Origin of the sequence: Diplocloster agilis, assembly GCF_019042275.1 — a bacterium.
Classification (GTDB): Bacteria; Bacillota; Clostridia; order Lachnospirales; family Lachnospiraceae; genus Diplocloster; species Diplocloster agilis.
Window position 1 is genome coordinate 1 of sequence record NZ_JAHQCW010000003.1, and the last position, 24,510, is coordinate 24,510.

At 50.0% G+C, this 24,510-nt stretch carries 20 protein-coding genes; all 20 read left to right on the plus strand.

The window, feature by feature from the left end:
* The first annotated feature begins 890 nt into the window (after positions 1–890).
* The 20 genes from KTH89_RS02495 to KTH89_RS02590 all read left to right on the plus strand — a co-directional run bounded on the left by KTH89_RS02495 (position 891) and on the right by KTH89_RS02590 (position 24,475).
* The gene (locus KTH89_RS02495) at positions 891–1,688 is read left to right on the plus strand and encodes an HpcH/HpaI aldolase family protein (protein WP_158345108.1); all 798 of its coding nucleotides are present in this window, start codon (positions 891–893) and stop codon (positions 1,686–1,688) included.
* 25 nt (positions 1,689–1,713) lie between these two features.
* Positions 1,714–3,060 (plus strand): citrate transporter, encoded by a 1,347-nt coding sequence (locus tag KTH89_RS02500; protein WP_158345110.1) that lies wholly within the window; start codon positions 1,714–1,716, stop codon positions 3,058–3,060.
* A 175-nt stretch (positions 3,061–3,235) separates the two neighbouring features.
* Positions 3,236–5,362: a hydantoinase/oxoprolinase family protein gene (locus tag KTH89_RS02505; RefSeq protein ID WP_238720498.1), complete on the plus strand. Its 2,127-nt coding sequence runs from the start codon at positions 3,236–3,238 to the stop codon at positions 5,360–5,362.
* Positions 5,363–5,431: 69 nt separating this feature from the next.
* The gene (locus KTH89_RS02510; RefSeq protein WP_158345114.1) at positions 5,432–6,184 is read left to right on the plus strand and encodes a hypothetical protein; all 753 of its coding nucleotides are present in this window, start codon (positions 5,432–5,434) and stop codon (positions 6,182–6,184) included.
* Between the two features lie 104 nt (positions 6,185–6,288).
* Positions 6,289–7,059: an IclR family transcriptional regulator gene (locus KTH89_RS02515; protein WP_238720499.1), complete on the plus strand. Its 771-nt coding sequence runs from the start codon at positions 6,289–6,291 to the stop codon at positions 7,057–7,059.
* Between the two features lie 348 nt (positions 7,060–7,407).
* Positions 7,408–7,851: a PPC domain-containing DNA-binding protein gene (locus KTH89_RS02520; protein ID WP_158345118.1), complete on the plus strand. Its 444-nt coding sequence runs from the start codon at positions 7,408–7,410 to the stop codon at positions 7,849–7,851.
* 49 nt (positions 7,852–7,900) lie between these two features.
* Positions 7,901–8,362, plus strand: a complete 462-nt coding sequence (locus tag KTH89_RS02525; RefSeq protein WP_238720500.1) for a YhcH/YjgK/YiaL family protein — start codon at positions 7,901–7,903, stop codon at positions 8,360–8,362.
* 21 nt (positions 8,363–8,383) lie between these two features.
* Positions 8,384–9,271: a YhcH/YjgK/YiaL family protein gene (locus tag KTH89_RS02530; protein WP_238720501.1), complete on the plus strand. Its 888-nt coding sequence runs from the start codon at positions 8,384–8,386 to the stop codon at positions 9,269–9,271.
* Positions 9,272–9,841: 570 nt separating this feature from the next.
* Positions 9,842–12,556, plus strand: coding sequence for a family 78 glycoside hydrolase catalytic domain (locus KTH89_RS02535; RefSeq protein WP_238720502.1), 2,715 nt, complete (start codon positions 9,842–9,844; stop codon positions 12,554–12,556).
* A gap of 104 nt (positions 12,557–12,660) precedes the next feature.
* Positions 12,661–13,752, plus strand: a complete 1,092-nt coding sequence (locus tag KTH89_RS02540) for a sugar ABC transporter substrate-binding protein (protein ID WP_238720503.1) — start codon at positions 12,661–12,663, stop codon at positions 13,750–13,752.
* 74 nt (positions 13,753–13,826) lie between these two features.
* Positions 13,827–15,377, plus strand: a complete 1,551-nt coding sequence (locus KTH89_RS02545; protein ID WP_238720504.1) for a sugar ABC transporter ATP-binding protein — start codon at positions 13,827–13,829, stop codon at positions 15,375–15,377.
* Positions 15,378–15,379: 2 nt separating this feature from the next.
* On the plus strand, positions 15,380–16,333 hold the full coding sequence (locus KTH89_RS02550) for an ABC transporter permease (protein WP_158345154.1): 954 nt from the start codon (positions 15,380–15,382) through the stop codon (positions 16,331–16,333).
* A gap of 37 nt (positions 16,334–16,370) precedes the next feature.
* A complete protein-coding gene (locus KTH89_RS02555; protein ID WP_238720505.1) occupies positions 16,371–17,366 on the plus strand; it encodes a glycoside hydrolase family 88 protein in 996 nt (331 codons plus the stop codon).
* 96 nt (positions 17,367–17,462) lie between these two features.
* Positions 17,463–18,566: a LacI family DNA-binding transcriptional regulator gene (locus tag KTH89_RS02560; protein WP_238720506.1), complete on the plus strand. Its 1,104-nt coding sequence runs from the start codon at positions 17,463–17,465 to the stop codon at positions 18,564–18,566.
* 76 nt (positions 18,567–18,642) lie between these two features.
* A complete protein-coding gene (locus KTH89_RS02565; protein WP_238720507.1) occupies positions 18,643–19,680 on the plus strand; it encodes a zinc-dependent alcohol dehydrogenase in 1,038 nt (345 codons plus the stop codon).
* A gap of 45 nt (positions 19,681–19,725) precedes the next feature.
* Positions 19,726–21,249 carry a xylulokinase gene (locus KTH89_RS02570; RefSeq protein ID WP_238720508.1) on the plus strand — a complete coding sequence of 508 codons (1,524 nt, stop codon included), beginning with the start codon at positions 19,726–19,728 and terminating at the stop codon, positions 21,247–21,249.
* 69 nt (positions 21,250–21,318) lie between these two features.
* Complete coding sequence (gene deoC, locus KTH89_RS02575; protein WP_238720509.1) at positions 21,319–22,011, plus strand: deoxyribose-phosphate aldolase; 693 nt, start codon at positions 21,319–21,321, stop codon at positions 22,009–22,011.
* 6 nt (positions 22,012–22,017) lie between these two features.
* The gene (locus tag KTH89_RS02580; RefSeq protein ID WP_238720510.1) at positions 22,018–23,001 is read left to right on the plus strand and encodes an aldo/keto reductase; all 984 of its coding nucleotides are present in this window, start codon (positions 22,018–22,020) and stop codon (positions 22,999–23,001) included.
* Between the two features lie 123 nt (positions 23,002–23,124).
* Positions 23,125–23,622 carry an ureidoglycolate lyase gene (locus KTH89_RS02585; protein ID WP_158345168.1) on the plus strand — a complete coding sequence of 166 codons (498 nt, stop codon included), beginning with the start codon at positions 23,125–23,127 and terminating at the stop codon, positions 23,620–23,622.
* A gap of 7 nt (positions 23,623–23,629) precedes the next feature.
* Positions 23,630–24,475, plus strand: a complete 846-nt coding sequence (locus KTH89_RS02590) for a glycyl-radical enzyme activating protein (RefSeq protein WP_238720511.1) — start codon at positions 23,630–23,632, stop codon at positions 24,473–24,475.
* Positions 24,476–24,510 lie beyond the last annotated feature (35 nt).

Genomic DNA, 24,510 nt, shown 5'->3' on the forward strand with positions numbered 1-24,510 from the left:
GCAAAAGAACCCGGCGGGCCGGGAGCCCTCCCATATAGCATCCCTGTCCTTTGTCCTTAAGCAGCGGGCATACCCAACCCCGAGGAAGATCCAAGAAATCAATTATTTTAACAGAGCCCTTTTGTGTACGAACTGCTCTTTTGAGTGGACTATTTTGAGAATTGCACCTGCCGGGTGCTTTTTTGTTCCGTGGGAAAGTGTCCGTACGGAATGAAAGGCTATGAGGGGAACGGATGGCAGCGGATAAGGGGGCGCTGCTTGTGCGGACTGACGCGGGTGGAGAGTTTGGTGAGGAAAAATTTTTATGCGCATTCGTGCAGTAACGGTGTTTCTTTTGCCGGAGTTTTGAGTTGAACGAAATAGAATGCGTAATAGAATTCATGTCCTGCTGTCTGTAATAATAAAATGAAGTAGACAAGGTATGGGGGATGGATCATTTTCCCCTACTATTGATATTTTATTGGTACTTTTCGAAAATAAAGGTTAAGTATAAAGTGTTTCACAATACGGAATGGGAAAATAAGAGGGGAGATATGGGGGAGATACTAGTATGCGTAAATTCTAAAATAAGAAATATATATAAAATTGATTAAAATCGGGCAAAAAAACCATTAGATATGAGGGAGCGTGTGGAAAAAGAATGTGATTATGGTGGTTTGGAAATAGTACATTTCATAATGCGAAATGGAATGGTGGAATGGACGGCGAAAACTATTGTATATATTTTACAAAAAATCAAGATAGGATAAACGAAAACAATATAAAAATATGTATAAAATGCCGTTTATTTTAAAAATTCTGAATATTATTGACAAAAGATGAAAAAAGGATAATAATTTAAACGTAATATCATTACGCATTATGAAATAGAAAAGGAGGAGACAAAGGAAATGATGCGGGAAAGTGAGTTAAAGAAGAAACTACGAAACGGAGAAGTTGTGAGTCTGGTATTTTTGGAATCCACGCATCCGGGTACGGCGGAAACGCTGGCGTTGGCGGGGTGTGACATCATTTGTATCGATAATGAACATGGATGCTTCAGCTCAGAACAGATCTCCAATACCGCCAGAGCGATTACGGCTCTTGGCAAAGCGGCTATTTTAAGAACTACCTGCTGTGATCCTAATGTGATTGCTCATTATATGGATTGCGGACTCAGCGGAATATTTGCCACTATGGTAAAAGACGCGAAGGCTTGTCAGGATGTGATTAACGGGGTAAAATTCGCGCCGGTCGGGAAACGGGGAGTTTGCTTTAACAGCCGGGCGGCCCATTTCGGAATGCATGGCATGAGCGTGGAGGATTATTTGAACTGGTGCAATGATAATACGGTGATCATGGTAGATGTGGAATGCGTATCGGCCATTGACGATCTGGATAATATTATTGCGTTGAAAGACATTGATGTGGTACATACCGGAATGTGGGATCTGGCCAGCGCTTATGGACACTACGGACACCCGGAACATCCGGAAGCGAAGAAAATCAATGATGATGCGGTTGCCAAAATTATTGAAAAAACAGGGATCTGCTGCGCCTACGCGCCGGACGCGGATGCGGTGCCGGATGTGATCGCCAGGGGATTCCGAATGATAAATCTGGGCGGGGAATATGACTTTATCGCAAATCACGTGAAAGCCTGCCAGGCCAAGATCGATGAGTACAATGCTGCCTTGAAACAAGCATAAACTTAAATGAGAAAGGGAGAATAGTATGGAATTTGTTATTGGGGTTCTTCTGCTTTTAACATTTGTGTGTCTCGTAGTATACGCCGTCAAGGGCGGCAATATGGCATTGGGCGTTCTGGTTATGGCGACCCTGTGGGCGATCTTTGCCACGGTGGGCCATTATTTTGCCAGCGACTCGTTTTTAAGCGCCAATGAAGGAATCGCGTCACTGTCCGTCATGTCGGTCATAGAAGAGGTGTTCCAGAATGCGTTTACGAATAACGGCGCGAATACAATCCTGTTCTTCTTCGGCGCGTTCTTCGGCCGGGTTCTGCTGGATACCGGTATCGCGGCGGCGCTGATCCGAAAAACCGTGGAACTGGGCGGTGACAAACCGGTCATCACCTCCGTACTTCTTTCCGTAGTCGTTGCCGGTATTTTCAGCAGCATGTTCGGAACCGGCGCGGTAATCGCCATCGGAGTCATCGTGCTGCCGATCCTTCTATCTCTTGGAATTAACAAGAGAGTGGCACTGACCTCCTTTATGCTGGCGATCGGCGCGGGCCTGTATATCAACGTCCTGCCCTTTAACCAATACCAGATCTACTACGGGGATGACAGCTATGTCTACAACGGACCGTTCCTGAAATTCGGGATTGCAGCGCTGATTGTTCAGCTGGTAGTCTGCATTGTTTACACCATTATCGCATCTAAGAAAAAGAAGGCCGTATCCCATGCGTGGGCGGCGCAGACAGTGGCTCCTCAGGAGAAGAAGGTGCCCGGAATCGCTCTTTTGATTCCATTCCTTCCGGTAGCTATGGTTATCATTTTAAAGATTCCGATCTGTTTCGCATTCCTGGTTTCGGCGTTTTTGGCGCTGTTAGCCTGCGGCCGGCTGACCAGCTTTTCGGAGACCGCGCGGGTGATTACCAAGAACTTTAACGACGGCGTTATTGATACCGCGCCTCTGCTCTGCTTTATGATGTTTATCCAGGCGTTCAACAAAGCGGCCAGCATCTGCGCTCCGTATTTCCACGCGGTACTGGGCGGCGTGATCCCGAAATCAGTCATCGGAATCTGTATCCTGTTTGCCGTATTCGCACCCCTTGGGCTGTTCCGGGGACCTCTGACTCTGGCGGGTTCCGGAGCTGCTATGCTGGGCATCTTAAAAGGGCTTGGTTTCAGCACGATCATTCTGTACCCGCTGTTCTACGCGCCGACCATGACCATGAACATTTCCTGCTGTATTACACAGTCCTGGATCGTGTGGGGGTTGAATTACACGAAAAATGAGAGTAAGGATTACTTAAAACACAGTATACCGTGCGGCTGGATCATCTGTATCATACTGGCCATCATTACTTATTTCATGTTTGGATCTATGGCATTCTGACGGATTCCATGATATCGCACCGGGGCATTCCGCTTTCCGGTTGAAAAAACGGCAAGCGGAAATGCCCGGTAACTGTGATCAAAAATTATGTGGCCGCGGTACATGCGGCACTGGAGGAACGCGTATAACGCATACCTGAATAAATTGCCGCAGTAAATGCGGCACTGGAGGAAACATGAGCGACAGACAAGTAAGAATAGGGATTGACGTGGGGGGGACGCATACGAAGGCGGTGGCGATCGACAATACCACCCACGAGATCATTGGAAAATCCTCGGTCAAGACGACCCATGACGATAAAGCCGGCGTGGCGGCCGGAGTTGTTCAGGCATTTCAAAATTGTCTGGCGGATAATGATATCAGGCCGGAGGAAGTTATCTTTGTAGCCCATTCTACCACACAGGCCACCAATGCACTGGTAGAAGGCGACGTAGCCAAAGTGGGAATCGTCGGTGTGGCCGGAGGCGGTCTGGAAGGCCTGCTGGCGAAAAAACAGCTGAAAATCGCCGACATCGATATTGCCGCCGGGAAAGTGATTCAGATATTTAATACATTTATTAAAAAGAAAGAACTGACCGATGAGAAGATCAAAGAAGAGCTGAACAGTCTGAAAGGACAGGGTGCCCAGGTAATGGTGGCTTCCATGGCCTTTGGGGTAGACGACAGTGAGCAGGAGAAGCGGATCAAGCATATAGCGAAAGAAATGGAACTGCCTTCCACGGCGGCGGCGGATATCACGAAGCTGTACGGGCTGACCAGAAGGACCAGGACGGCGGCTATCAATGCCAGCATTCTGCCGAAAATGCTCAACACGGCCACCAGTACCGAACAGAGCGTACGGCAGGCGGGGGTCCAGGTTCCGCTTATGATCATGCGCGGAGACGGCGGCGTAATGGAAATCAATGAGGTCAAAAAACGCCCCATCCTGACCATGCTGTCCGGTCCGGCGGCCTCCGTCATGGGTTCCCTGATTTATCTGAGAGCGTCCAACGGGATCTATTTTGAAGTGGGCGGCACCACGACCAATATCGGGGTGATCAAGAACGGGCGGCCCGCTATCGATTATTCTATCGTGGGCGGCCATAAGACCTATATCAGTTCCCTGGATGTGCGCGTGTTAGGGTGCGCGGGCGGCAGCATGGTGCGGCTGAACAAATCTGGTGTGATCGATGTGGGACCCAGAAGCGCCCATATCGCCGGACTGGACTATGCGGTTTATACCGACAGTAAGGAAATCGTAGAGCCGGAGCTTGAACTGTTTTCACCAAAACCCGGGGACCCGGCAGACTATGTGGCTGTCCGGTTAAAAAACGGGAAACGGATAACCATCACCAATTCCTGTGCGGCCAACGTGCTGGGCCTGGTAGATCCGGAATATTTTTCTTATGGAGACGCAGAAGCCGCCAGAAAAGCCATGGCGCCTGTGGCGGCATATCTTGGAGTCTCGGTGGAAGAACTGGCGGCCCAGATCATGGAACGTTCATACCGAAAGATCGAACCGATCATTTTGGAACTGGCGGAAAAATATAAAGTGGAAACCGAACAGATCTCCCTTGTGGGAGTGGGCGGAGGTGCCGCGGCGCTGATTGTCTATTTTGCGAAAAAGATGGGAGTCCAGTACAGTATACCGGAGAATGCGGAAGTAATCTCCTCGATCGGCGTGGCATTGGCCATGGTCAGAGACGTGGTGGAACGGATTATTCCGAACCCGTCTGCAAATGATATCCGCAACATTAAGCTGGAAGCTATTAACAAGGCCATCGAAAGCGGCGCTACCCCGGATAGCGTGGACGTCCATATCGAGATTGATTCCCAGACCTCCAAGGTGACCGCCATCGCCCTGGGCTCCACGGAAGTGAAAACCGGAGATCTGATGTCGGAGTGCTCGGAAAAGGAGGCCCGTGAGATCGCCGCAAAGGATTTTGGGGAACAGGTCAAAGATATAAAACTGCTGACCGCCAACGAGCATTTTTACGTTTACAGCGGAGTGAAGGAAAATAAGAATCCGATCAGGATACTGGACAAAAAAGGATTTATCAAAGTTCAGCGGACCGACGGGGATGCCGTGACGGTCAAGGTAAAGGAATACCAGGATGCGGTCAGGAATTACTACGAAAATATCGCCACTTATAATGCGGACAGCATACTAAGGCCGGACTATTATATATGCGTCGGGGGAAAAGTAGTGGATTTCAATGGAACCAACGATTTGGATCAAATTCTCATGCTGATGGATATCGAGGTTTCCATTTTGGATGAAGAGGATGAGATTCTGCTGGTGGGAGCGAGAAATCAATTATAATAGACAAAACCGCGCAAAAAGATTCATCCATACCTATATGTGCAGAAAATGCACGCATGGAGGGAAAGAATGGGAGAAGGATTATTTAAACAAATCGGGAATTTTTATATGAAAAGGTATCAGGAGATGGCAGTGCCGGAGCTGGCTATGGAGAGGCTTTCGCTGGAAGAAATGTGCCGGTATCTGCTGGCGGTTCCCGACAAGACCTGGGGAGCCTACGCTTTTGCCAGGGAGAAAATGCGGGGCCGCCTAAGCGGGGAACAAAGAGAAGCGCTGGCAGAACAGGCGGCTGCCTGCGGGGCCGGATATGCCAAACGTTTCTGCGAACAGTATCAGACGGCAGACCCGAAGACCCTGGCCAAAACCCTGGGCCTGCAGGTTACCTGCCCGGAAACGCCGGCGAAGGGAACGCAGGTGCTCTTTGCCCAATTTACGGAACCGGATCAGATCGAGGTTTATCAGGACTGCCTGACCAGGGCGGATAAAGTATTCCGGCAGGAAAAAATCGATGAGCTCATCGATATCGAAAAAATTCCCGATATTCTTCTGGCCCATGAGATATTTCACTGGATTGAGATGACGAATCAACAGGACATCATGACAAGAAATACTACCGTGGTGCTTTGGAAAATAAAAGCGCTGGAAAATAAAGCCCACGTCCGGTGCCTGAGTGAAATAGCCGCAATGAGTTTTGCAAAGGAGCTGCTGGGGCTTGAATTCTGGCCCTATGTTCTGGATGTGCTTTTGTCCTATCCGTATAATCCGGACGCGGCTCATGCACTGTTCTGGGAAATCAGAAAGAGAAACGAAGAGAAGGAATGAAAAACAGGCGCTTAATTCGGGGGAGCTCTCGTTGACAAGATATTACAGAAAAGTGTATAATCTGTATATTATAAGGGTTTATGCACTTATTGAAGGGAAATGCTATGTCATCGAATCCACCTATCCAATCGTTAAACAGAGCCATTGATATTATAGAGTTTTTATACCATTGCGGGCATGAAGCCAGCATCAGCGAGATCAGCGAGGGAACTGATCTGTTTGGCAGTACGGTTTACCGCATGCTATCCACATTGAGAGCCAGAGGATATGTATACCAGAATGAGAAAAATGCTAAGTACGGTCTTGGCCTGCGTTTGTATACCATCGGCAAGAGCGTCAAGGAAAATATCCCATTGGTAAATGTATTTCAGAATATGGCTGTCAAAATCGCGGAAAAGTATCAGGAGACGGTCTACGTGGCGATCCCGTCGTACCAGTCTCCGGCGATTCCCCAGCATGTAATCGCGCTGAAAGTATGCCGGAGTGAATATGTGCCGCGCAATGCGATCGAAGAAGGCGCGATTGTGCTCAGCCATACCAGTGCCCTTGGCAAATGCCTGATGGCTTACAGCGGGGAAACGGTTCTGCAGGAATACCGGAAACATCCGCTGGTCAAACTCAAACCGAATACGCTCACCGATTGGGAAGCCCTGGACGGGGAATTTAATACCATACAAAATAATGGATATGCGATCGAACTTGAGCAGGAAAGCGACGGACAGACTTGTATCGCAGTTCCCGCCCTGGATCATAACCGGCAGATATTGGCGTCCATCGGTCTGGCCGGGCCTATGAAAAATATATTCCAGTATACGATCAACAGTATCGTGGAGGATCTGTATCATATTGTGGGTCAGGCGAAAGAATTGATCTGACAGCAGAACCGGCGGCATGAGAATCGATCCGGCAAAACAGACGTCAGAACGTAAGAGATATCCGGCGGACCCTGCGGCAGTACACCGCAGGCGGTCCGGCAGCCTGACGGCAGACATCTGTTTCACAATAATTCCTTCCCGCAGCAGCGGCTGCGGATCTTCTTTTCGTTTATATCACTATTCTGAGATTCTGAGTTTTAATGGATAGCAATCCAATCTTTTTATTTTCCAGACGTTTAAAATGATCCGGTTTCCAATGCCAGATAGATTTTGGCTTGCCGGATGGAGAATGTTTAGCATTTTCCCAATACACTACAATTAAAACTTTTGTGAAAGGAAGAATTAGTTATGAAATGTTATGCGTCGGAGGGCGGAGGACGGGTTTTTGTAATCCGTCTGAACAAAGGCGATCTGTTAAGAGAGTCTATTGAACAGGTTATTCAGGAGCAGGGAATAAAAGATGGCACGCTTGTCTGCGGGTATGGTACGCTGGACAGATGTACCTTACATATGATCAATACGATCGACCGTTTCCCGGCCGAGGAAGATTTCCCGAGCTGGCAGGAGTATCCGCTTGAATTGGTATCCATGACCGGTATCATTGCTGACGGAGAAGCGCATATTCATGCCGTAGTCTCCGATAAAGAAAAAGCGGTGGGCGGACATTTGGAACCGGGGTGCCGTGTGATCTATCTGGCTGAGATCGTCATATATGAACATAGAGAAATGCATCTGATACGGCGGCCGACGGAATGGGGGCCGCTGGCGCTGGAGCCTAAGGAAGCAGAATAAGCACGCAAACCTGAATTAAGCCGCAGTAAATGCGATATTGGAGGAAATTATGATAACGGGAAGTGTTTTGCAGGAGAATGATTATGGATATCTGACCGATCGGCTGAATCAGGCGGTGCGATATCTAGAGGAACACGATTTGAGCGCCTTGGAAGACGGAACTTATGTAATAGACGGGGAAGATATCTATATGATGCTACAGAGCTTCCGTGTGGAAGCGCCGATCGATGCGGTATATGAAACGCACAGGAAATACATCGATATTCAATATGTGCTGGAAGGGGAATTGGAACTGCTGATTGGAAACCGTTCCCGGTTCATTCCGGCGGGAAAATATAATACAGAACAGGATGTACAGTTCTACGAGCCCCGGGAAAACGATGCCCATGTGATATTACAGGAGGGGGAGATGGCGATCCTGTTCCCGGAGGACGCCCATAAGATGATCTGCTTTCCAAAAACCGGCGAGACTGTCCGAATCAGGAAAGCGGTCGTGAAAGTCAGAGTCTAAATAAATGAATCAGGTGAGAATATGATAATTGAAAAACTGGAATCTGCCGGGACATACGGCTGGATAGCTCAGGAGCTTGCCAAAGCGTTGGACTATCTGAAAAATACGGATTTAAAAACACTGCCCTCGGGGAGAGCAGAAATAGACGGCGACCGAATGTTTGCGGTCGTTCAGGACTATATAACTTCCGGTGAGGAAGAATTAAAATTCGAAGCACACCGCGCATATCTGGACGTTCAGTACATAGTTGCGGGAAAGGAGAAAATTCTTGTCAGCAGTCTGCAGAATTTTCATCAGGAGGCTGTTCCGTACCGGCCGGATGAGGACATCGTGTTCTATGAGGAAACGCCAAAGTCTGTCGCTTTGATTTTGCAGGAGGGAGATTATGCGGTGTTTACTCCTGAAGACTGCCATAAGACCAGATGCGATGCGGATGGAAAACAGAAACAGAAAGTAAAAAAAGTGATCGTCAAAATTAAAATCCAAAAAGATCAGGAGGAAGAGAGAGTGGGACAAAAAATGGGAATCCATCATCTGGCTGTCCGGGTGAAGGACTTTGAAGCGGCAAAAGCGTTTTATACAGAAGGGCTGGGCGGAGAGTGTTACGCACAGTGGACCCATCAGAAAGGATTTCCGGCCTGTATGATCCGGCTGAACGGAGGCGGAATTCTGGAAGTTCTGGGAGACGGCGGGGAAGCACTGGCTGATAATTTCGAGGAGCGAAGCGGATGCTTCATTCACCTGGCGCTGATCGTGGAAGACGTGGAGGCTGCGGTGGAGCGTGCCCTGGAATATGGGGCCAGATTAAAGGGAGAAATCAAAGACGTGGATGTTCCTGAGCCTATGCATCTGGGAGCTGTTTATGGACCATCTGGAGAAATTGTGGAATTTTTGAAATACCGGGAGTGAACCTATGACTGAGAAGGCGCGTTAACCCAGAAAGGCGGGCAAAAGAGAAAACGTTACAGGAAACGTCCATGCTGTGCACAGCGGTATGGGCGTTTAATATTATACGTCTATATGAGGCAGAAGAAAGGAAATACAACAGCATTGAGTATTTCTATATTCCATTCTGAACAGGATATGTGGTCACTGTGTATACGGTGACCTGGATTTACAGCCGGTTTTCCGTGAATATGGATAGCGGGAGAGAAACACAGGTGATAAAAATATAAAAAAATTACAAAAAGCTCTTGACATCCGTAAATAACCATTTTATAATGTGATCATGAAAACCATTTCATAATAAAAAATAAATCAAACGGAAAATTTTATATTTTTTAATAATAAAATCCATTTCATAAATATACGTGAAAATAAAATGATAAATAATAAATTATAAAGCATATTTGGCTGTATAATTGAAAATATTTTATGAAATAGATTTCATAAAAGAAAGAATAATCCAGACATTTTTCGGGAAAAACATTTATTTTTTATTAATAAAAAGGATTTCATGAAATATGAAGGAGAGACACGATGAAAGCATTTGATTTGACTTGTAATGGACAAATGAATTCCATACAGATCGAAGACAGGGCGCCGGTATTCGGCTGGAAAATTCCAGCAAAGGATGCGGTTGCACAGTCTGCATACCAGATCCGGTTATATCAGGAAGACGCGGAAACGGATCAGTGGAGACTGATCTGGGATTCCGGCAAGATTAAGAGCAGCGATAGCATTCAGAATCCCTATCAGGGAGAAGAGGAATTTAAATGTCTCACTACATATCGATTTGAAGTGAAATTCTGGAATGAACAGGACGAGGAATCCGAATGGAGCGATGCTGCCCAGTTCGAAACCGGATTGATGGGGACAGGATGGAAAGCGGACTGGATCGGCTACGACGAAGAGAGCGGGAAACCCTATGATCCCAGCCAGTCATTTTACTGCGCGGATGATTTTGAAAAAGGCAGCAACCAATATTATCTTCCTCCGCTCCCATACATGCGGCGTGAATTCCGGGCCGGAAAAAAGATAAAGAAAGCCAGAATCTACATGGCTGCCCTGGGACTTCTGGAAGTGCAGGTGAACGGCCGGAAAGCGGGAGACGACCTTTTCGTACCGGGTTTGTCAGATTACAAACATACGGTATACTACAGGGCCTATGATGTTACCGGCCTGATCCGTGAAGGGGCAAACGCAGTCGGGGTGATCCTGGCGGATGGCTGGTACGCCGGCTATATGGGCTTAACTTCCAGAGAATGGTATGGAAGCAAGCCCCGGGCAATGGTACAATTGGAGTTGTATTTTGAAGACGGCACCAGGAAAACCATTGTAACCGACGGAAGCTGGAAAGCCTCCTACGGGCCGCTGCTGGAAAGCGACATTTTCCAGGGGGAAACCTACGACGCGAACCGGGAACTGGCCGGATTCTCAGAGGCGGGATTCGATGACCGCGGCTGGAAGGCTGTGGTTGCGGGAGACGAACGCCCGGTTGAAGAGGGAGCGGGAACGGACCGGCTGCCGGGATATGGCCGGACGCCGGAAGGATATCCGGTGGCGCATCCGGGTCCTCCGGTGGTGGAGCAGGAGAGAATCTCTCCGGCAGAAACGGCCGCTTTGTCGGAGCATAGCTTGATCCTGGATTTCGGCAAGATTTTAACCGGAGTGGCTGCGCTTAGAGTAAAAGGGCCGAAGGGCGGAAAAGTCACGGTCCGGTATGCCGAGATGCTGGATGAGAACCGGAAGCTCTATCTTAGGGGCAACCGTTCCGCCAGATGCCTGGACACCTATATTTTAAAAGGCGCCGGGGAAGAGCGTTATCAGCCCCGGTTCACATATCACGGGTTCCGGTATGCCGAGATTGATTTTACACCGGGGATCGAGATTACGGAAGTCCGGGCGGTCAGGATCAGCACGAAACTATTGCAGGACACACAGTTTCACTGCTCCAACGAGACGGTAAACCAGGTCTTTCAGGTTATAAAAAATACCCAGCTGTGCAATGAGTTCGAGGTGCCCACGGACTGCTGCGCCAGGGATGAGAGACTGGGCTGGGGGACCGAGGGGAATCATTTCACCTATGCCATGTGCTATTATAGCCATCAGGAAGCCTTTATCCGGAAGTGGACCACGGACATCTGGGATGGACAGCATGAGGACGGCGGCCTGGAAGCCATCGCTCCTTCGATGATGATGAAGGATATCGAGCAGTTTGTGGGAGACCTTCAGTCCAATCACGGCGTCCATATGCTGTACACGCTTTGGCGGATGTACGGGGACATCCGTACCTTCCGCAGATATCAGAAGCAGGCGGAAAAATATTTTGAGTTTCTGGAGAGAAACGCGGACCGGCACATCCGGTTTGCCACCGGCTGTGACTGGCTGGGAATACTGGAACAGACCGATCACTCGGATACCCTGCACGGATATGGGGACGGATCGCCCGGCATGATTGGAACCGCTCACTACGCGGTGGCGGCCTGTATGATGCAGAGGCTTTTAGCGGCCGCAGGCGAACCGGAACGGGCAAAGTATTATGGCAGGCTCTATGAGAAGATTCGAAAAGCGTTCTGTCTGAATTTTATCGCCCGGGACGGTTCTTTAAGAAGAGGCGGGCAGGGAGATTATGTGATGGCCCTGGCGGCCGGGCTGATCCCGCCGGAGTATGAAAATCAGGCGGTTGACCATCTGGTCGGGGAACTTACGAAAGACGGCTATGTCCGCTGGAAAGGCGGTACCTCTACCACTCCCTACTTCCTGTATGTGATGAGGAAGTATGGAAAAACAGGAATTGCCAATCAGTTTCTAAGCTCTACCCGCTACCCAAGCATTGGCTATATGATCGCCATGGGAGCCACCGCCGTGTGGGAGCGCTGGGATGCCCTGTTTGAGGACGGGACGATGCACCCGCAGCCTATGAATGCCTGGAGCCACATCGGTTTTACCACGGTGGGCGAGTACCTGATCAGCGGTTTGGCCGGTATCGACGCGGCAGAACCCGGATTCCGGAGAATCCGCATCCAGCCGGGACCATCCCGGGAAGTCACGCAGGCCAGGGCGGTTCTTTGGAGCAATTACGGCGAGATCGCCGTAGATTGGATATGGGATCAGGGACGGTTAAAGCTTACCTGTAAGATACCGGGTAATGCAAAGGCACAGATTCATCTGCCCTCTGATCAGGGAATCCGGACCTTTGAGGCGAAACCGGGTATACATGAATACAACACGGTGCTGACGGAAGTTATTTAAAACTTGTTTATTTATTTACAAATAAAAGACAATTGGTATTAATGCAGCGATGCATTCAATATAAAACAGAAAAACAAACAAAAAGTCCAAGGGAGGCAAAACAGATGAAGAAAAAACTATTAAGTGTATTGTTGTGCGCAGCTATGGCAGCTACCATGATGACGGGGTGCGGAACGAAAGAAGAACCGGCGGCGGCTCCGGCTGAAGAAACCAGCGCGCCGGAAGCGGATACCTCCGCGGCTCCGGCAGATACGACCGGAAGCGACGAAGGCTCCGCCGAAGGAAAAGCCTATAACATCGGCTACAGCAATATGCAGTTAAAAGAAGACTTCTTCATTACGGTAGAAGGCGGAATTCACAAAGCGGCGGAAGATGCCGGATATGTATACAATACAACGATTTCCGACCGTGACGCTACCAAGATGAAACAGAACATTGAAGCGCTGGTTACCAAAGGCGCGGACATCATCATCGACTTTAACGTAATGGCAGAAGCGGGTTCCGCTATCGCTTCCGACCTGGCCAAAGAAAACATCCCGATGCTGAGCGTGGACTGTATCTATGATGGAGCGTATTTCTTCGGCGTGAACAACCTGGAAGCCGGGGAGATCTTAGGACAGACGGCTGCGGAATACGTAGACTCCAAGTTTGGCGGAGAGCTGGAATATATCGTAAATGTATACGATGCGGCTTCCGGTGATGAGATCAAAAAGAGAAACGACGGTGTTGTAAATGTACTTCAGGAGAAATACGGCGTACCGGATGACAATGTGGTATGGCTGGATTCCAAACAGGATGATGTAAAATCCCAGACCATGACTAAAGACTGGCTGAACTCTCATCCCGACGCTACGAAGATCGTAATCGTGGGACAGAATGACGACAGAGGTTACGCGGCTAACGCGGCGGTAGAAGGCGAGAGCAGAAAAGATGACTGTATCGTGGTTTCCCACAACGCGGACCCGGCCCCCATTGAAAACCTTCAGAAACATGTAGAGGACAAAGATACCGCATGGGTAGCGACCGCGTCCTATAACTCCCATCTGTACGGCGAGCAGATCATGGACATGGCGACCAAGATCCTGAACGGAGAAGAAGTAGAACAGAACGGATACACCAAGGTGACAATCGTAACACTGGACAATGTAAATGAATACGTAAAAGACAGAGACGCTGCGATTGCCGCAATGCAATAAGCAAGAAGGACTGGAAAGGAGAGTCTCCGGAGGAAACTCTCCTTTCCCTATTCGGTGGAAGGTTCGGAATTAAAATGGAACGTTCTGTATTTCCAATGGTTCGAAGCAAAGAAGACAAGGCAGGTGAACGAGTGGTGGAAAAAGTACTGGAAATGAAGGGCATCTACAAAGCATTTCCCGGTGTCGTGGCGGTTGATAAGGTGGATCTGGATCTGTACGGCGGCGAGGTTCTGGCCCTGATGGGTGAAAACGGCGCGGGAAAATCGACACTGATCAAGATTTTGTCCGGTATGTATAAGGCTGATGAGGGAGAAATCATCGTCGGCGGAAAGTCTTACAAAGAATTTACCACGAAGGAAGCAATTGATTTAGGAATCGGGATTATTTATCAGGAATTGAATTATCTGAACGACCTGACGATCGCAGAGAATATTTTGCTGGGTCAGGTACCGACCTCCGGGCCCTTGAAGAAGATTGATTACAAGAATATGTTTGAAACGGCAAAAGGGATCATGGAGCGGGTCGGGTTAGGGTATCGGAAACCCACGGATATGGTATCGGAATTATCCGTTGCGGAAAAACAGCTCATTGAGATCGCGAGGGCATTTTCCAGAAACGTCAAAATATTGGTGATGGACGAACCGACCTCCGCCCTTAACGAGGTGGAGACCAAGAAGCTGTTCGAACTGATCCGGGATATCAAAAAGGACGGTGTGGGCGTCATCTATATCTCCCACCGCATGGAGGAGCTGTTCCAGATCGCGGACCGTGTGGAGATTATGCGGGACGGCAAATATATAACAACTCTGAATGTAAAAGAGACCAATACGGATGAAATCGTAGCCTACATGGTTGGACGGGAAGTAAACGACATGTACCCGTCCCGGGATTGTAAGATCGGCGAGGTGGCTTTTGAAGTAAAAGGGCTTTCTACTTCCTATTTAAAAGATATCAATTTACAGGTCCGGGCAGGAGAGGTAGTGGGCTTGTTCGGTCTGATGGGAGCAGGGAGATCCGAGGTGTGCCGCTGCGTGGTAGGTTCACAGAAAGCGGATAAGGGAACTTTGGTGATGAATGGGCAGGAGTTCATGAACGCGACACCGCTGGAAGCGCTGAAGCGCGGAATATCCTATGTGCCCGCGGAGCGGAAGACGGAAGGCGTCAACCTGGTGGCCCCGGTCCGGGATAACATTACCCTGTCCAATCTGGATAAGATTAAAAGAAAAGGAAAACTGGATCTTAAATACGAAACACAGCTGGCGGAAGAATGGGTGAAAAAATTATCCGTGAAAACCCCGTCGGTGATGACGGAAGCCGGGACACTGAGCGGCGGCAACCAGCAGAAGCTGGTCATAGCCAAAAGCCTGAATACGGATCCAAGCGTCATGATCCTGAACGAGCCAACCAGAGGGATCGACGTAGGCGCCAAGGTGGAGATCTATAATCTGATCAATGAGCTGTGTTCCCAGAATAAAGCCGTAATCATGATATCCTCCGAGCTTCCTGAGATTATGGCGCTGAGCGACCGCATTTACGTACTGTGTGAAGGAAAAATTACCGGAGAGGTCAGCAAGGGCGACTACTCGCAGGAAGGCCTCTTAAAATATGCGATAGGAGAGTGTTAATCATGTCGAAAGTAAAAAGTTTATTGAAAAACTCAAAGAGCGAACTCAGCACCGTTATTATGCTCGTTGTGTTGTGTATCATATTTGGAGTTCAGTCGGAGTATTTCTTTACTTTCCGAAATATCATGAACATCGGGACCTATGCTTCCATTATGGGTACCATGGCCGCCGGACTTACCGTAGCCATGCTGCTTGGAGGCCTGGATGTATCCCAGTATTCCCTGGCGGCTATGGCCGGTATGATTATGGGTATGATGATTGAGGCCGGATTTTCCGTGCCGGTGACCCTGGCCGTAACCATTCTGGTCGGTATCCTGGGCGGCTGCATCAACGCGTTTATTATCACGATCATGAGGGTCAATCCCATTATCGCCACCATGGGAACCCAGTTTATCTTCCGCGGCGCGGCGTTCCTGCTGACCGATGGCCGTTATATCCGCATCGACGATCCCGTTTATTATTTTATCGGCAACGGAAAGATCTTCGGAATCCCGTTCTGCCTGATGGTGATGTTAATCACTTACATTATCGTGTGGTATCTGCTTAAATATACAAAATACGGACGGCAGGTATTCGCAGTAGGCGGAAATATCCAGGTGGCGAAGCTGGCCGGTATCAACGCGAACCGGGTAAAATTTATTTCTCACATCATCGCCGGCGTGACTGCGGTCATGGGCGGGATCATCACCGTATGCCAGACATCCTCCGCTATGCCCAACCATGGCTACGGAAATGATATGGACGGCATCGCCGCTGTTATCTTAGGCGGTATCGGCCTGGCCGGCGGCAAAGGGAAAGTCGGCGGTACCCTGATCGGTATTCTGGTGCTGGCGGTTCTTGTAAACGGTATGACGCTGCTGAATGTGCAGGCATACTGGCAGCAGGTGGTAAAGGGCCTGGTTTTAATCTTCGCCGTATTTATCGATGCTCTGCGTTCATCCAAATCCAAAGCGTAAAATGAATTGATAAGGGAACGCAAACATGGAGGTAATTATGAATGAAAACAGTGTTGTTTTGAAGGTTAAGAAGGCAATGTTATGTATGACGAGGCAATGCTGGGAACAGGGAATCACGGGGCAGGCGCTGTTGGAGACCGGGGATTATGAGCGGTTAAGCCTTCTCGTTCGGGATATGGTACTAAGGCAGAGTGAGGACGGAAGAATCTGCAATGTGGAAAATACCCCCGCGGTTACAGACTCCACCTTCTGTGTGCTGCCGGTACTGGAGATCGGCAGCCGTGAAAAGCAGGACAGGTACATAGAAGCGGTGGAAAAAAATATGGAATATCTGCTGCATCACGCGCCCCGGACACCGGACGGTGTGATCTGCCATATGCTGGGGACACAGGAGATATGGGCGGATTCCGCGGCGTTTACACCGGCCGCGTTAGCGCGTACCGGACATTACCGGGAAGCCTATGATCAGATGAAGGGCTATCTGAAAAAATTATATAATAAGGAAAAAAAGCTCTATTATCACATCTGGTGCGAGGACACCGGCGAATACCGCAGGAAGGTGTTGTGGGGAATCGGCAACGGCTGGATACTCACCGGCCTGTACCGGCTTTATCGGGAGCTTCCCGACAGCTGCCGGGAGGAAAAACAGGAGATTTACCGGGATTTTAAGGAACTGTTGGATGAAATGCTGCGGTATGAAAATCAAAATCATCTGTTCCACGATATTCTGGACCGGCCTGACTCGTTTGAGGAAACCGAAGTTTCCGAAATGGTGGCTTATACGATCTACCGTGCGGTGCGGGAGGAGAATCTTCCTATAGAATACCTGGACCGGGCGGAGCAGATCCGGCAGGCGGTTCTTGATAAAGTATCTGAACAGGGGCTCTTGATGGACTGCGCCAGTTCCCCGGACTTTCTGCACCCGGGGACCTCGGTGGAAGGCCAGGCGCATTTCCTGATGATGGAACAGGCGCGCTCCCTGATTCTGGAGCAGACGCGTATTCTGGTAACGGAAAAGATCTGCCAGACTTAACCCGTATGGCGTGAACCCGGTAGGATATTTCTTCAGGCATTTGTCCGGTAAACTTTGAAAATTCGAAGAAATATGTTAGTATTAGGATAAATGAAAATGAGGAAATATGGAGTTGATATTGTGAGTGTAAATATGGATAAAACCGGGATAAAGAAGAAAAAAGCAACCATTCAGGATGTGGCGAATCTGGCGCAGGTAGTGCCGTCGACGGTATCCCATGTGATCAATGGGACGGCCCCCATATCAGCGGAGACGCAGGAGCGGGTGTGGGAGGCTATTGAGCGGCTGAACTATTCGCCCAATGCGCTGGCCAGGGCTTTGCGGCAGAAGAGGACCCGTCTGATCGGAGTGGTTCTGCAGGATATCTCCAGTGAATTTTACGCCCGGTGTGCGGCCAGTATACTGGAAGCGGCCAGGGAGGATAATTATGTGGTGCTCTTATGCGACGCATCCTTTAACAACGATAACGTAAGAGAAGGAGTCCATGCGCTGATCGAGAGGCGGGTGGATGGCCTGATCTTCATCGGGGGCGGCAATGACGACGATATCATCAAAGACTGTCTGGACGCCAATGTGCCGGTGGTCTTAGGAGACCGGCATCACGGGGAGCTTCCGTCGGTGGAATTTGACAACGAGCAGTCGGTGAAAAACCTGGTATGCGCGCTTTACGATGCCGGATACCGGCGTTTCGCATATGCCGGAGAGCCGGTTACGGTGCAGGATAACCTGGAAGCCAGATACCGGGGGTATCTGGAAGGCTTGAAGCTTTGCCAGGTCAATGAAAAGGATTCTACGGCGATTTTGGATAACACGCTGCATCATTTAAAGGTTCAGACTTCTTATACATTGCTGGAAAAATTCTTGCACTCCATACCCCGGGAGGAATGGCCCCAGGTGGTGCTTACATCCAACGATATGATCGCTCACGGCTTTATGAGCGCGGCCCGCAGAATGGGGATCAGCGTGCCGGAGGACATCGCGGTGGTGGGCTTCGATGATATCACCGTGTCGGAATATTTTAATCCGTCACTGACAACGGTATCCCAGGATGAGAAGCTTTTAGGGCGCAGCTGCTACCAGCTGTTCAAGAGTGTGATCAAGGGCAAAAAGCGGACGGCCCATGAGGTGCTGCCGCAAAAGATTGTAATCCGGGAATCGGCCTATATTCCAGAGGAAGTGATCCGGAATTATACGGAATAAGAAGAAAAAGAGTCAGACAGAAAGGGCTCAAAGAGCGTATGTGTCAGGCCGGAATGCGGTATTGGAGGTAATGGTTATGAAAGCATTAGCGGTAGAAGAAAACGGTGCGCTTCGCATCGTGGAGATAGAAAAACAGAAAATTAACGATTATCAGGTGTTAGTGCGGATGCTGGCCGGCGGAATCTGCAACGGGACCGATGCCAAAATCATTCATGGTAAATTCAAAGGATTCCATACATATCCGGCCATTTTGGGTCATGAGGGCGTTGGCGAAGTGGTAGAGATGGGGCGTTTCGTGGAGAACTTTAAGCTGGGGGACCATGTGCTCTGCCCGTTCCAGGAGGGAATGAACGGGCCCTACCATTCCGGTTGGGGCGCGTTTGCGGAATATGCGGTCTGCTGGGACTGGAAAGCCCTGGTAAAGAGCGGGGTATCTCAGGATTCCCCGGATTTTCCCGTATCCGCATACACCCAGAAGGTGATTCCAAAAGAAATGGACCCGGTACACGGTTCTATGATGATTACGTTCCGGGAAGTTTTGAGCGCTATGAAAACCTTTGCATTACAGGCGAATAAAAGCATCGTGATCTATGGATGCGGGCCGGTGGGGGCTTCCTTTACCAAGTTTGCCAAGATCCTGGGCCTGGGTCCGGTCATCGTCTGTGATCTGACCGAAGAACGGATGCAGAAAGCCAGAGATCTGGGTGCGGATGAGACATTTTGCAGCACGGACCCGGATTTGACAGGGAAGATCCGGGCAGTCTGTCCGCAGGGTGTGGATTATGTGGTGGATGCGGTAGGACGCAGCCAGATCATCAATCAGGCCATGAACCTGGTAACCTTCAACGGTAAGATCTGCGTCTACGGTATATCACCCAACAATTCGATGGAGCTGGACTGGACGAATTCCGAGTATAACTGGCAACTGCAGTTTATTCAATGGCCGACCAAGTGGGAAGAGGCGCAGGCGCATCAGCAGGTGATGAACTGGATCCGGTCCGGGATTCTGAAGCCGGAGGAATTTTATTCTCACGTGGTTCCCTTTGAAAAGATACTGGAGGGATTCGAGATGACGGCGAAACAAGAGGCGTTTAAAGTAATGGTTACTTTTTAAAAGGGCTGTACGGGGAAGAAATCGTTGCAGAAGGAGTGGTGAGGGATGCAAGAGTACATATTGGCCCATGATCTGGGAACCAGCGGAAATAAAGCTACGCTGTATAACCTTAAGGGGAAGCTGGCGGCCAGTTTAACGGTTCCTTATGAAACACAGACGCCCGCAAATGGGTTCGTGGAACAGGATCCCGAGGAATGGTGGACGGCGGTCTGCAGGTCAGCCAGGGAACTGATGGAGCGCGCGGGCATCCGGAAAGAACAGGTAGCCTGTGTGACATTTAGCGGGCAGATGATGGGATGTGTGCTGGTAGATGAGAAGGGCAGGCATCTGCATCCGGCTTTGATCTGGGCGGATACCCGGGCGGACGGCCTTATGGAAAAAGTGGAGGAACAGGTGGACGGCCGGGAGGCCTACCGGATTACGGGGCACCGGCTGAGCGCGTCTTATTCTGCGGCTAAGTGCCGTTGGATTAAGGATCATAGACCGGAAGTCTATGAGAAGGCGTTTAAGCTGCTCAATGCGAAAGATTACATGATCTGCAGGCTGACCGGGGAATTTGCCACGGATTATTCGGACGCGTCGGGAACGAACCTGCTGGATCTGGAGAAAAAAGAGTGGTCCCGGCGGATGGCGGATGCATATGGTTTGCGGATGGATCTGCTGCCGGAGCTTTATACATCCACGCACAGGATCGGCGGGATCACGAAGGAAGCAGCGGCGCAGACCGGGCTTCTGAGAGGCACTCCGGTGATCATGGGCGGCGGGGACGGCAGCTGCGCGGCGGCGGGAGCCGGCGCGGTGGAAGAGGGCCGGATGTATAATGTGCTGGGGTCTTCGTCCTGGATTTCCAATGCTTCGAAGGTTCCGGTCTTCGACCGGGAGATGCGGACTTTTAACTGGGTGGCGCTGGATGAGAAGCTGTATACGCCATGCGGGACGATGCAGGCGGCAGGATATTCGTTTCAGTGGACGATGCGGACCCTATGTGACTATGAAAAGGATTTCGCTGAGAAAAAAGGGCTAAAACTTCCGGAATATCTGAACGAGCGGGCGGCCGTCCGGCCGGCCGGGGCGAACCGGCTGCTGTTTCTTCCATATTTATTAGGGGAGAGAAGTCCCAGATGGAATCTGGACGCGAGAGGGACGTTTATCGGATTGGGTGCGATTCACACGAAAGATGATATGATCCGTTCCGTTATGGAAGGGGTGGGTTATAACCTGAAGGTGATTCTGGATATTCTGGAGAGAAAACTTCCGGCGGAAGAACTGACGCTGATCGGAGGCGGGGCTTCCAGCGCCGTGTGGGTGCAGATGCTGGCGGATATCTGGAGGAAGCGGATTCTGATTCCCAGGTATGTGGAGGAGGCTACTTCCATGGGAGCGGCCGTATGCGCGGGAGTAGGGATCGGCGCGTTTTCGGATTTTGGAGTGATCCATACATTGAATCCGGTGGAGCGTATCATAGAGCCGCAGCCGGAGAATTTCGGGATTTATGGGAAAATGTACCGTCTGTTCAATGAATCCTACGACGCACTGGAACAGGTTTATCATAAATTGAACAGGGTCTGATCCGGGGGGCGCAATTAAGAGCGGAGTAGAATCAAAGAAGACAACAGTATTTGAATAGGAGAAAATAGGATGAGTGACAAAAAATTAACCTGGCAGCAGCTGGCCAACATGATCGATCATACAAATCTGAAACAATATGTACCGAATGAGGCATTTGAAAAGCTGTGTGATGAGGCGAAGCAATATGGTTTCAAAACCGTAGCGATCAATTGTGCAACGACAGAGTTCTGTTACGGACAGTTAAAAGATACGCCGGTGCTGGTGGACAGCGCCGTAGGCTTCCCGCTGGGACAGTCTACCCTGGAAACGAAAGTGTTCGAGACGGAGGATGCGATCCGTAAAGGGGCCGGAGAGATTGACTACGTGGCCAATCTGGTGGAACTGAAGAATAAGAATTATGACTATATCCGAAAGGAAATGGACGGAATCGTCAAGATGTGCCGGAAATATCAGGTGACGTCGAAGGTGATCTTTGAAAATTGTTATCTGACCGAGGATGAGATCGTTAAGATGGCCGAGATCGCGCTGGAAATCGGGATCGATTTCATTAAAACTTCCACAGGCTTCGGTGAGTACGGGGCAAAAGCAGAGCATGTACGTCTGATGAAGTCCGTGGTGGGAGACAAGTTAAAGGTAAAAGCAGCCGGCGGTATCCGCGATGTACAGACAGCCCTGGCCATGATCGACGCGGGGGCTTCCAGAATTGGAACCAGTTCCGGCATCCGGATTGTGGAAGATTACAAGAAAATGACGGAGGAGTGAGGATAGATGATCGCCAATAACCGTTATGAGAATATGTCCTATGTAAAATGCGGTGACAGCGGCCTGTATCTGCCGAAACTCTGTCTGGGTATCTGGAATAATTTCGGGAAAGCCTACCCATACGAGAACAGCAGGGAAATGATTCTGACCGCTTTTAATCTGGGAATCAATCACATCGATGCGGCGAATAACTACGGGCCGCCTCCGGGAAGTGCGGAGGAGGTGCTGGGCGAGGTGCTGAAACGGGACCTCAAAGGCTACCGGGATGAACTGGTCATCACCACAAAGGCCGGATATGAGATGTGGGATGGCCCTTATGGAAACTGGGGCTCCAGAAAATCCCTGATGACCAGCCTGGATCAAAGCCTGAAGCGGATGCAGTTGGACTATGTGGATATTTTCTATCATCACAGGCGGGATGAGAATACGCCGTTAGAAGAGACGATGGGAGCGCTGGCCGATATGGTCCGGCAGGGGAAAGCGCTGTATGTGGGCGTCAGCAACTATAACGCGGAGGATACCAGGAAGGCTTCCCGTATGCTCAAAGATCTGGGAGTCAAACTGCTGATCCATCAGCCCAGGTACAATATGTTCTGCCGTATCCCGGAGCAGGGTCTCTTCGATGTGCTGAAGCAGGAAGGGATCGGTTCCGTGGCATTCTGCCCGTTAGAGCAGGGGCTGCTGACCACCAAGTACATCGCCGGGATTCCCAAAGGGTCCCGGGCCGACAATCAGAACTGCCCGTTCTTAAATGGAGAGGATATCACCGCGGAAGTCCTGGATAAGGTCATACAGCTAAACGAATTGGCGAAGGAGCGCGGACAGTCCCTACCGCAGATGGCTCTGGCCTGGGATGTCAGGGAGGGCGGAGTTACATCCGTATTATTGGGCGCCAGCCGCAAGGAACAGATTATCGAGAATGTGAAAATGCTGGAGAACCAGAAGTTTACCGCAGATGAGCTGGCCAGAATCGATGAGATACTGGGGTAAGGCACAGCAGGATTATTCTATAAAATAAAACTGGGGAAATAGAAGTTTCCTTACCTGGCCGGCGGAATATAGAACGCGGACCTGATTGGATAAAAGGAACTGCAGATAGAAAGAAGGGGCTTTATGAAATCAGTTAAAGTGAAACCATTGACATTAGACAGCTTCTATAAATTCGGGAGCTATGCAAAAGTACTGAATCCTGACACGCCGCACTTGGGAACCGGCGAAGATCCGGTTTGCTTTTACCGGGATATCATGCAGATAGAGGCCGGGGGACAGGTGTCGATCTCTGCGGGTGTGGCGCTTCCGGGAGAGAAAAAAGTTAAGATCATGGAGTACCATACCCATACCGGAGAGGCGTTTATGATGCTGGACGGCGATGTGGTCATGGCGTTCGCGCCGGCTTCCGCCGACGAACAGATCCCGCTGGAGGAACTGGAAGCGTTCTATATTCCTTGCGGCGTGATGATCTGGATCAGGGCAGGGGTCTGGCATTATGCACAGATGCCGGCAGGAGATAAACCGGTGACATCGATCGTGCTGCTGCCGGAACGGACGTATTTTAACGACTGTCATAAGGTGGAGATTCCGGAAGAAGAACATCGGATTCTCGAATTGTAAAAATAGTATGCAGGGATATATTTTTGACATCAAAGAATTTGCCGTATTTGACGGACCCGGGATACGCACCACGGTTTTCTTCAAAGGCTGCCCGCTCCACTGCATGTGGTGCCATAATCCGGAGGGCATGAGCTTCGCTCCGGAGCTGATGACCAGCCCCAACGGCTGTCTGCATTGCGGGCGCTGTGCACAGGTATGTCCTTCGCCTTCGAACTGCCGGGTCTGCGGCAAATGCATCGGAGTCTGTCCCATGCACCTGCGGAAAATCTGCGGGACGGCCGTCACTCCCCGGGAATTGGCCGGACGGATTTTAAAAGACCGGGATTTCCTTCTGAAAAATGAAGGCGGCGTGACCTTCTCAGGCGGGGAACCATTTGCGCAGCCGGAATTCCTGGAAGCGTGTATCCGGGAACTGAACGGCCTGCATGCATGTGTGGAAACCAGCGGATATTGCGACGGGGAATGGTTCAGAAGGATAGTCGGGCTGCTGCAGTTTGTAATCATGGATATCAAGCTGGCGGATGATGATAAGCACCGCTATTATACCGGTGCCGGCAACCGGAAGATCCTGGCTAACCTTAAGCAGCTAAAATCCGGAAATACACCGTATATGATACGGATTCCTTTGATCCCCGGAGTGAATGATACTAAGGAGAATATGGAACAGACAGCCGGGCTTCTTACAAACGCCGGTCCGCTGGTCCGAGTGGAACTGCTTCCCTATCATAAGACGGCAGGGGCCAAATACGGCATGGTGGGAAGAAGCTATCATCCTGAGTTTCGGACGGATCAGAAACCGCAATACCATTTGGACGCCTTTGAAAAAAGAGAAATACCCTATAAGATCATGTAACGGCCTATCGCAATGCATTTGCGTATACGGCGCCA

What these genes read in the sequence shown, in the direction of transcription:
- KTH89_RS02495 (WP_158345108.1), top strand. Translation starts at nt 891, where the DNA reads ATGATGCGGGAAAGTGAGTTAAAGAAGAAACTACGAAACGGAGAAGTT.
- KTH89_RS02500 (WP_158345110.1), top strand. Translation starts at nt 1,714, where the DNA reads ATGGAATTTGTTATTGGGGTTCTTCTGCTTTTAACATTTGTGTGTCTC.
- KTH89_RS02505 (WP_238720498.1), top strand. Translation starts at nt 3,236, where the DNA reads ATGAGCGACAGACAAGTAAGAATAGGGATTGACGTGGGGGGGACGCAT.
- KTH89_RS02510 (WP_158345114.1), top strand. Translation starts at nt 5,432, where the DNA reads ATGGGAGAAGGATTATTTAAACAAATCGGGAATTTTTATATGAAAAGG.
- KTH89_RS02515 (WP_238720499.1), top strand. Translation starts at nt 6,289, where the DNA reads ATGTCATCGAATCCACCTATCCAATCGTTAAACAGAGCCATTGATATT.
- KTH89_RS02520 (WP_158345118.1), top strand. Translation starts at nt 7,408, where the DNA reads ATGAAATGTTATGCGTCGGAGGGCGGAGGACGGGTTTTTGTAATCCGT.
- KTH89_RS02525 (WP_238720500.1), top strand. Translation starts at nt 7,901, where the DNA reads ATGATAACGGGAAGTGTTTTGCAGGAGAATGATTATGGATATCTGACC.
- KTH89_RS02530 (WP_238720501.1), top strand. Translation starts at nt 8,384, where the DNA reads ATGATAATTGAAAAACTGGAATCTGCCGGGACATACGGCTGGATAGCT.
- KTH89_RS02535 (WP_238720502.1), top strand. Translation starts at nt 9,842, where the DNA reads ATGAAAGCATTTGATTTGACTTGTAATGGACAAATGAATTCCATACAG.
- KTH89_RS02540 (WP_238720503.1), top strand. Translation starts at nt 12,661, where the DNA reads ATGAAGAAAAAACTATTAAGTGTATTGTTGTGCGCAGCTATGGCAGCT.
- KTH89_RS02545 (WP_238720504.1), top strand. Translation starts at nt 13,827, where the DNA reads ATGGAACGTTCTGTATTTCCAATGGTTCGAAGCAAAGAAGACAAGGCA.
- KTH89_RS02550 (WP_158345154.1), top strand. Translation starts at nt 15,380, where the DNA reads ATGTCGAAAGTAAAAAGTTTATTGAAAAACTCAAAGAGCGAACTCAGC.
- KTH89_RS02555 (WP_238720505.1), top strand. Translation starts at nt 16,371, where the DNA reads ATGAATGAAAACAGTGTTGTTTTGAAGGTTAAGAAGGCAATGTTATGT.
- KTH89_RS02560 (WP_238720506.1), top strand. Translation starts at nt 17,463, where the DNA reads ATGAGGAAATATGGAGTTGATATTGTGAGTGTAAATATGGATAAAACC.
- KTH89_RS02565 (WP_238720507.1), top strand. Translation starts at nt 18,643, where the DNA reads ATGAAAGCATTAGCGGTAGAAGAAAACGGTGCGCTTCGCATCGTGGAG.
- KTH89_RS02570 (WP_238720508.1), top strand. Translation starts at nt 19,726, where the DNA reads ATGCAAGAGTACATATTGGCCCATGATCTGGGAACCAGCGGAAATAAA.
- deoC (WP_238720509.1), top strand. Translation starts at nt 21,319, where the DNA reads ATGAGTGACAAAAAATTAACCTGGCAGCAGCTGGCCAACATGATCGAT.
- KTH89_RS02580 (WP_238720510.1), top strand. Translation starts at nt 22,018, where the DNA reads ATGATCGCCAATAACCGTTATGAGAATATGTCCTATGTAAAATGCGGT.
- KTH89_RS02585 (WP_158345168.1), top strand. Translation starts at nt 23,125, where the DNA reads ATGAAATCAGTTAAAGTGAAACCATTGACATTAGACAGCTTCTATAAA.
- KTH89_RS02590 (WP_238720511.1), top strand. Translation starts at nt 23,630, where the DNA reads ATGCAGGGATATATTTTTGACATCAAAGAATTTGCCGTATTTGACGGA.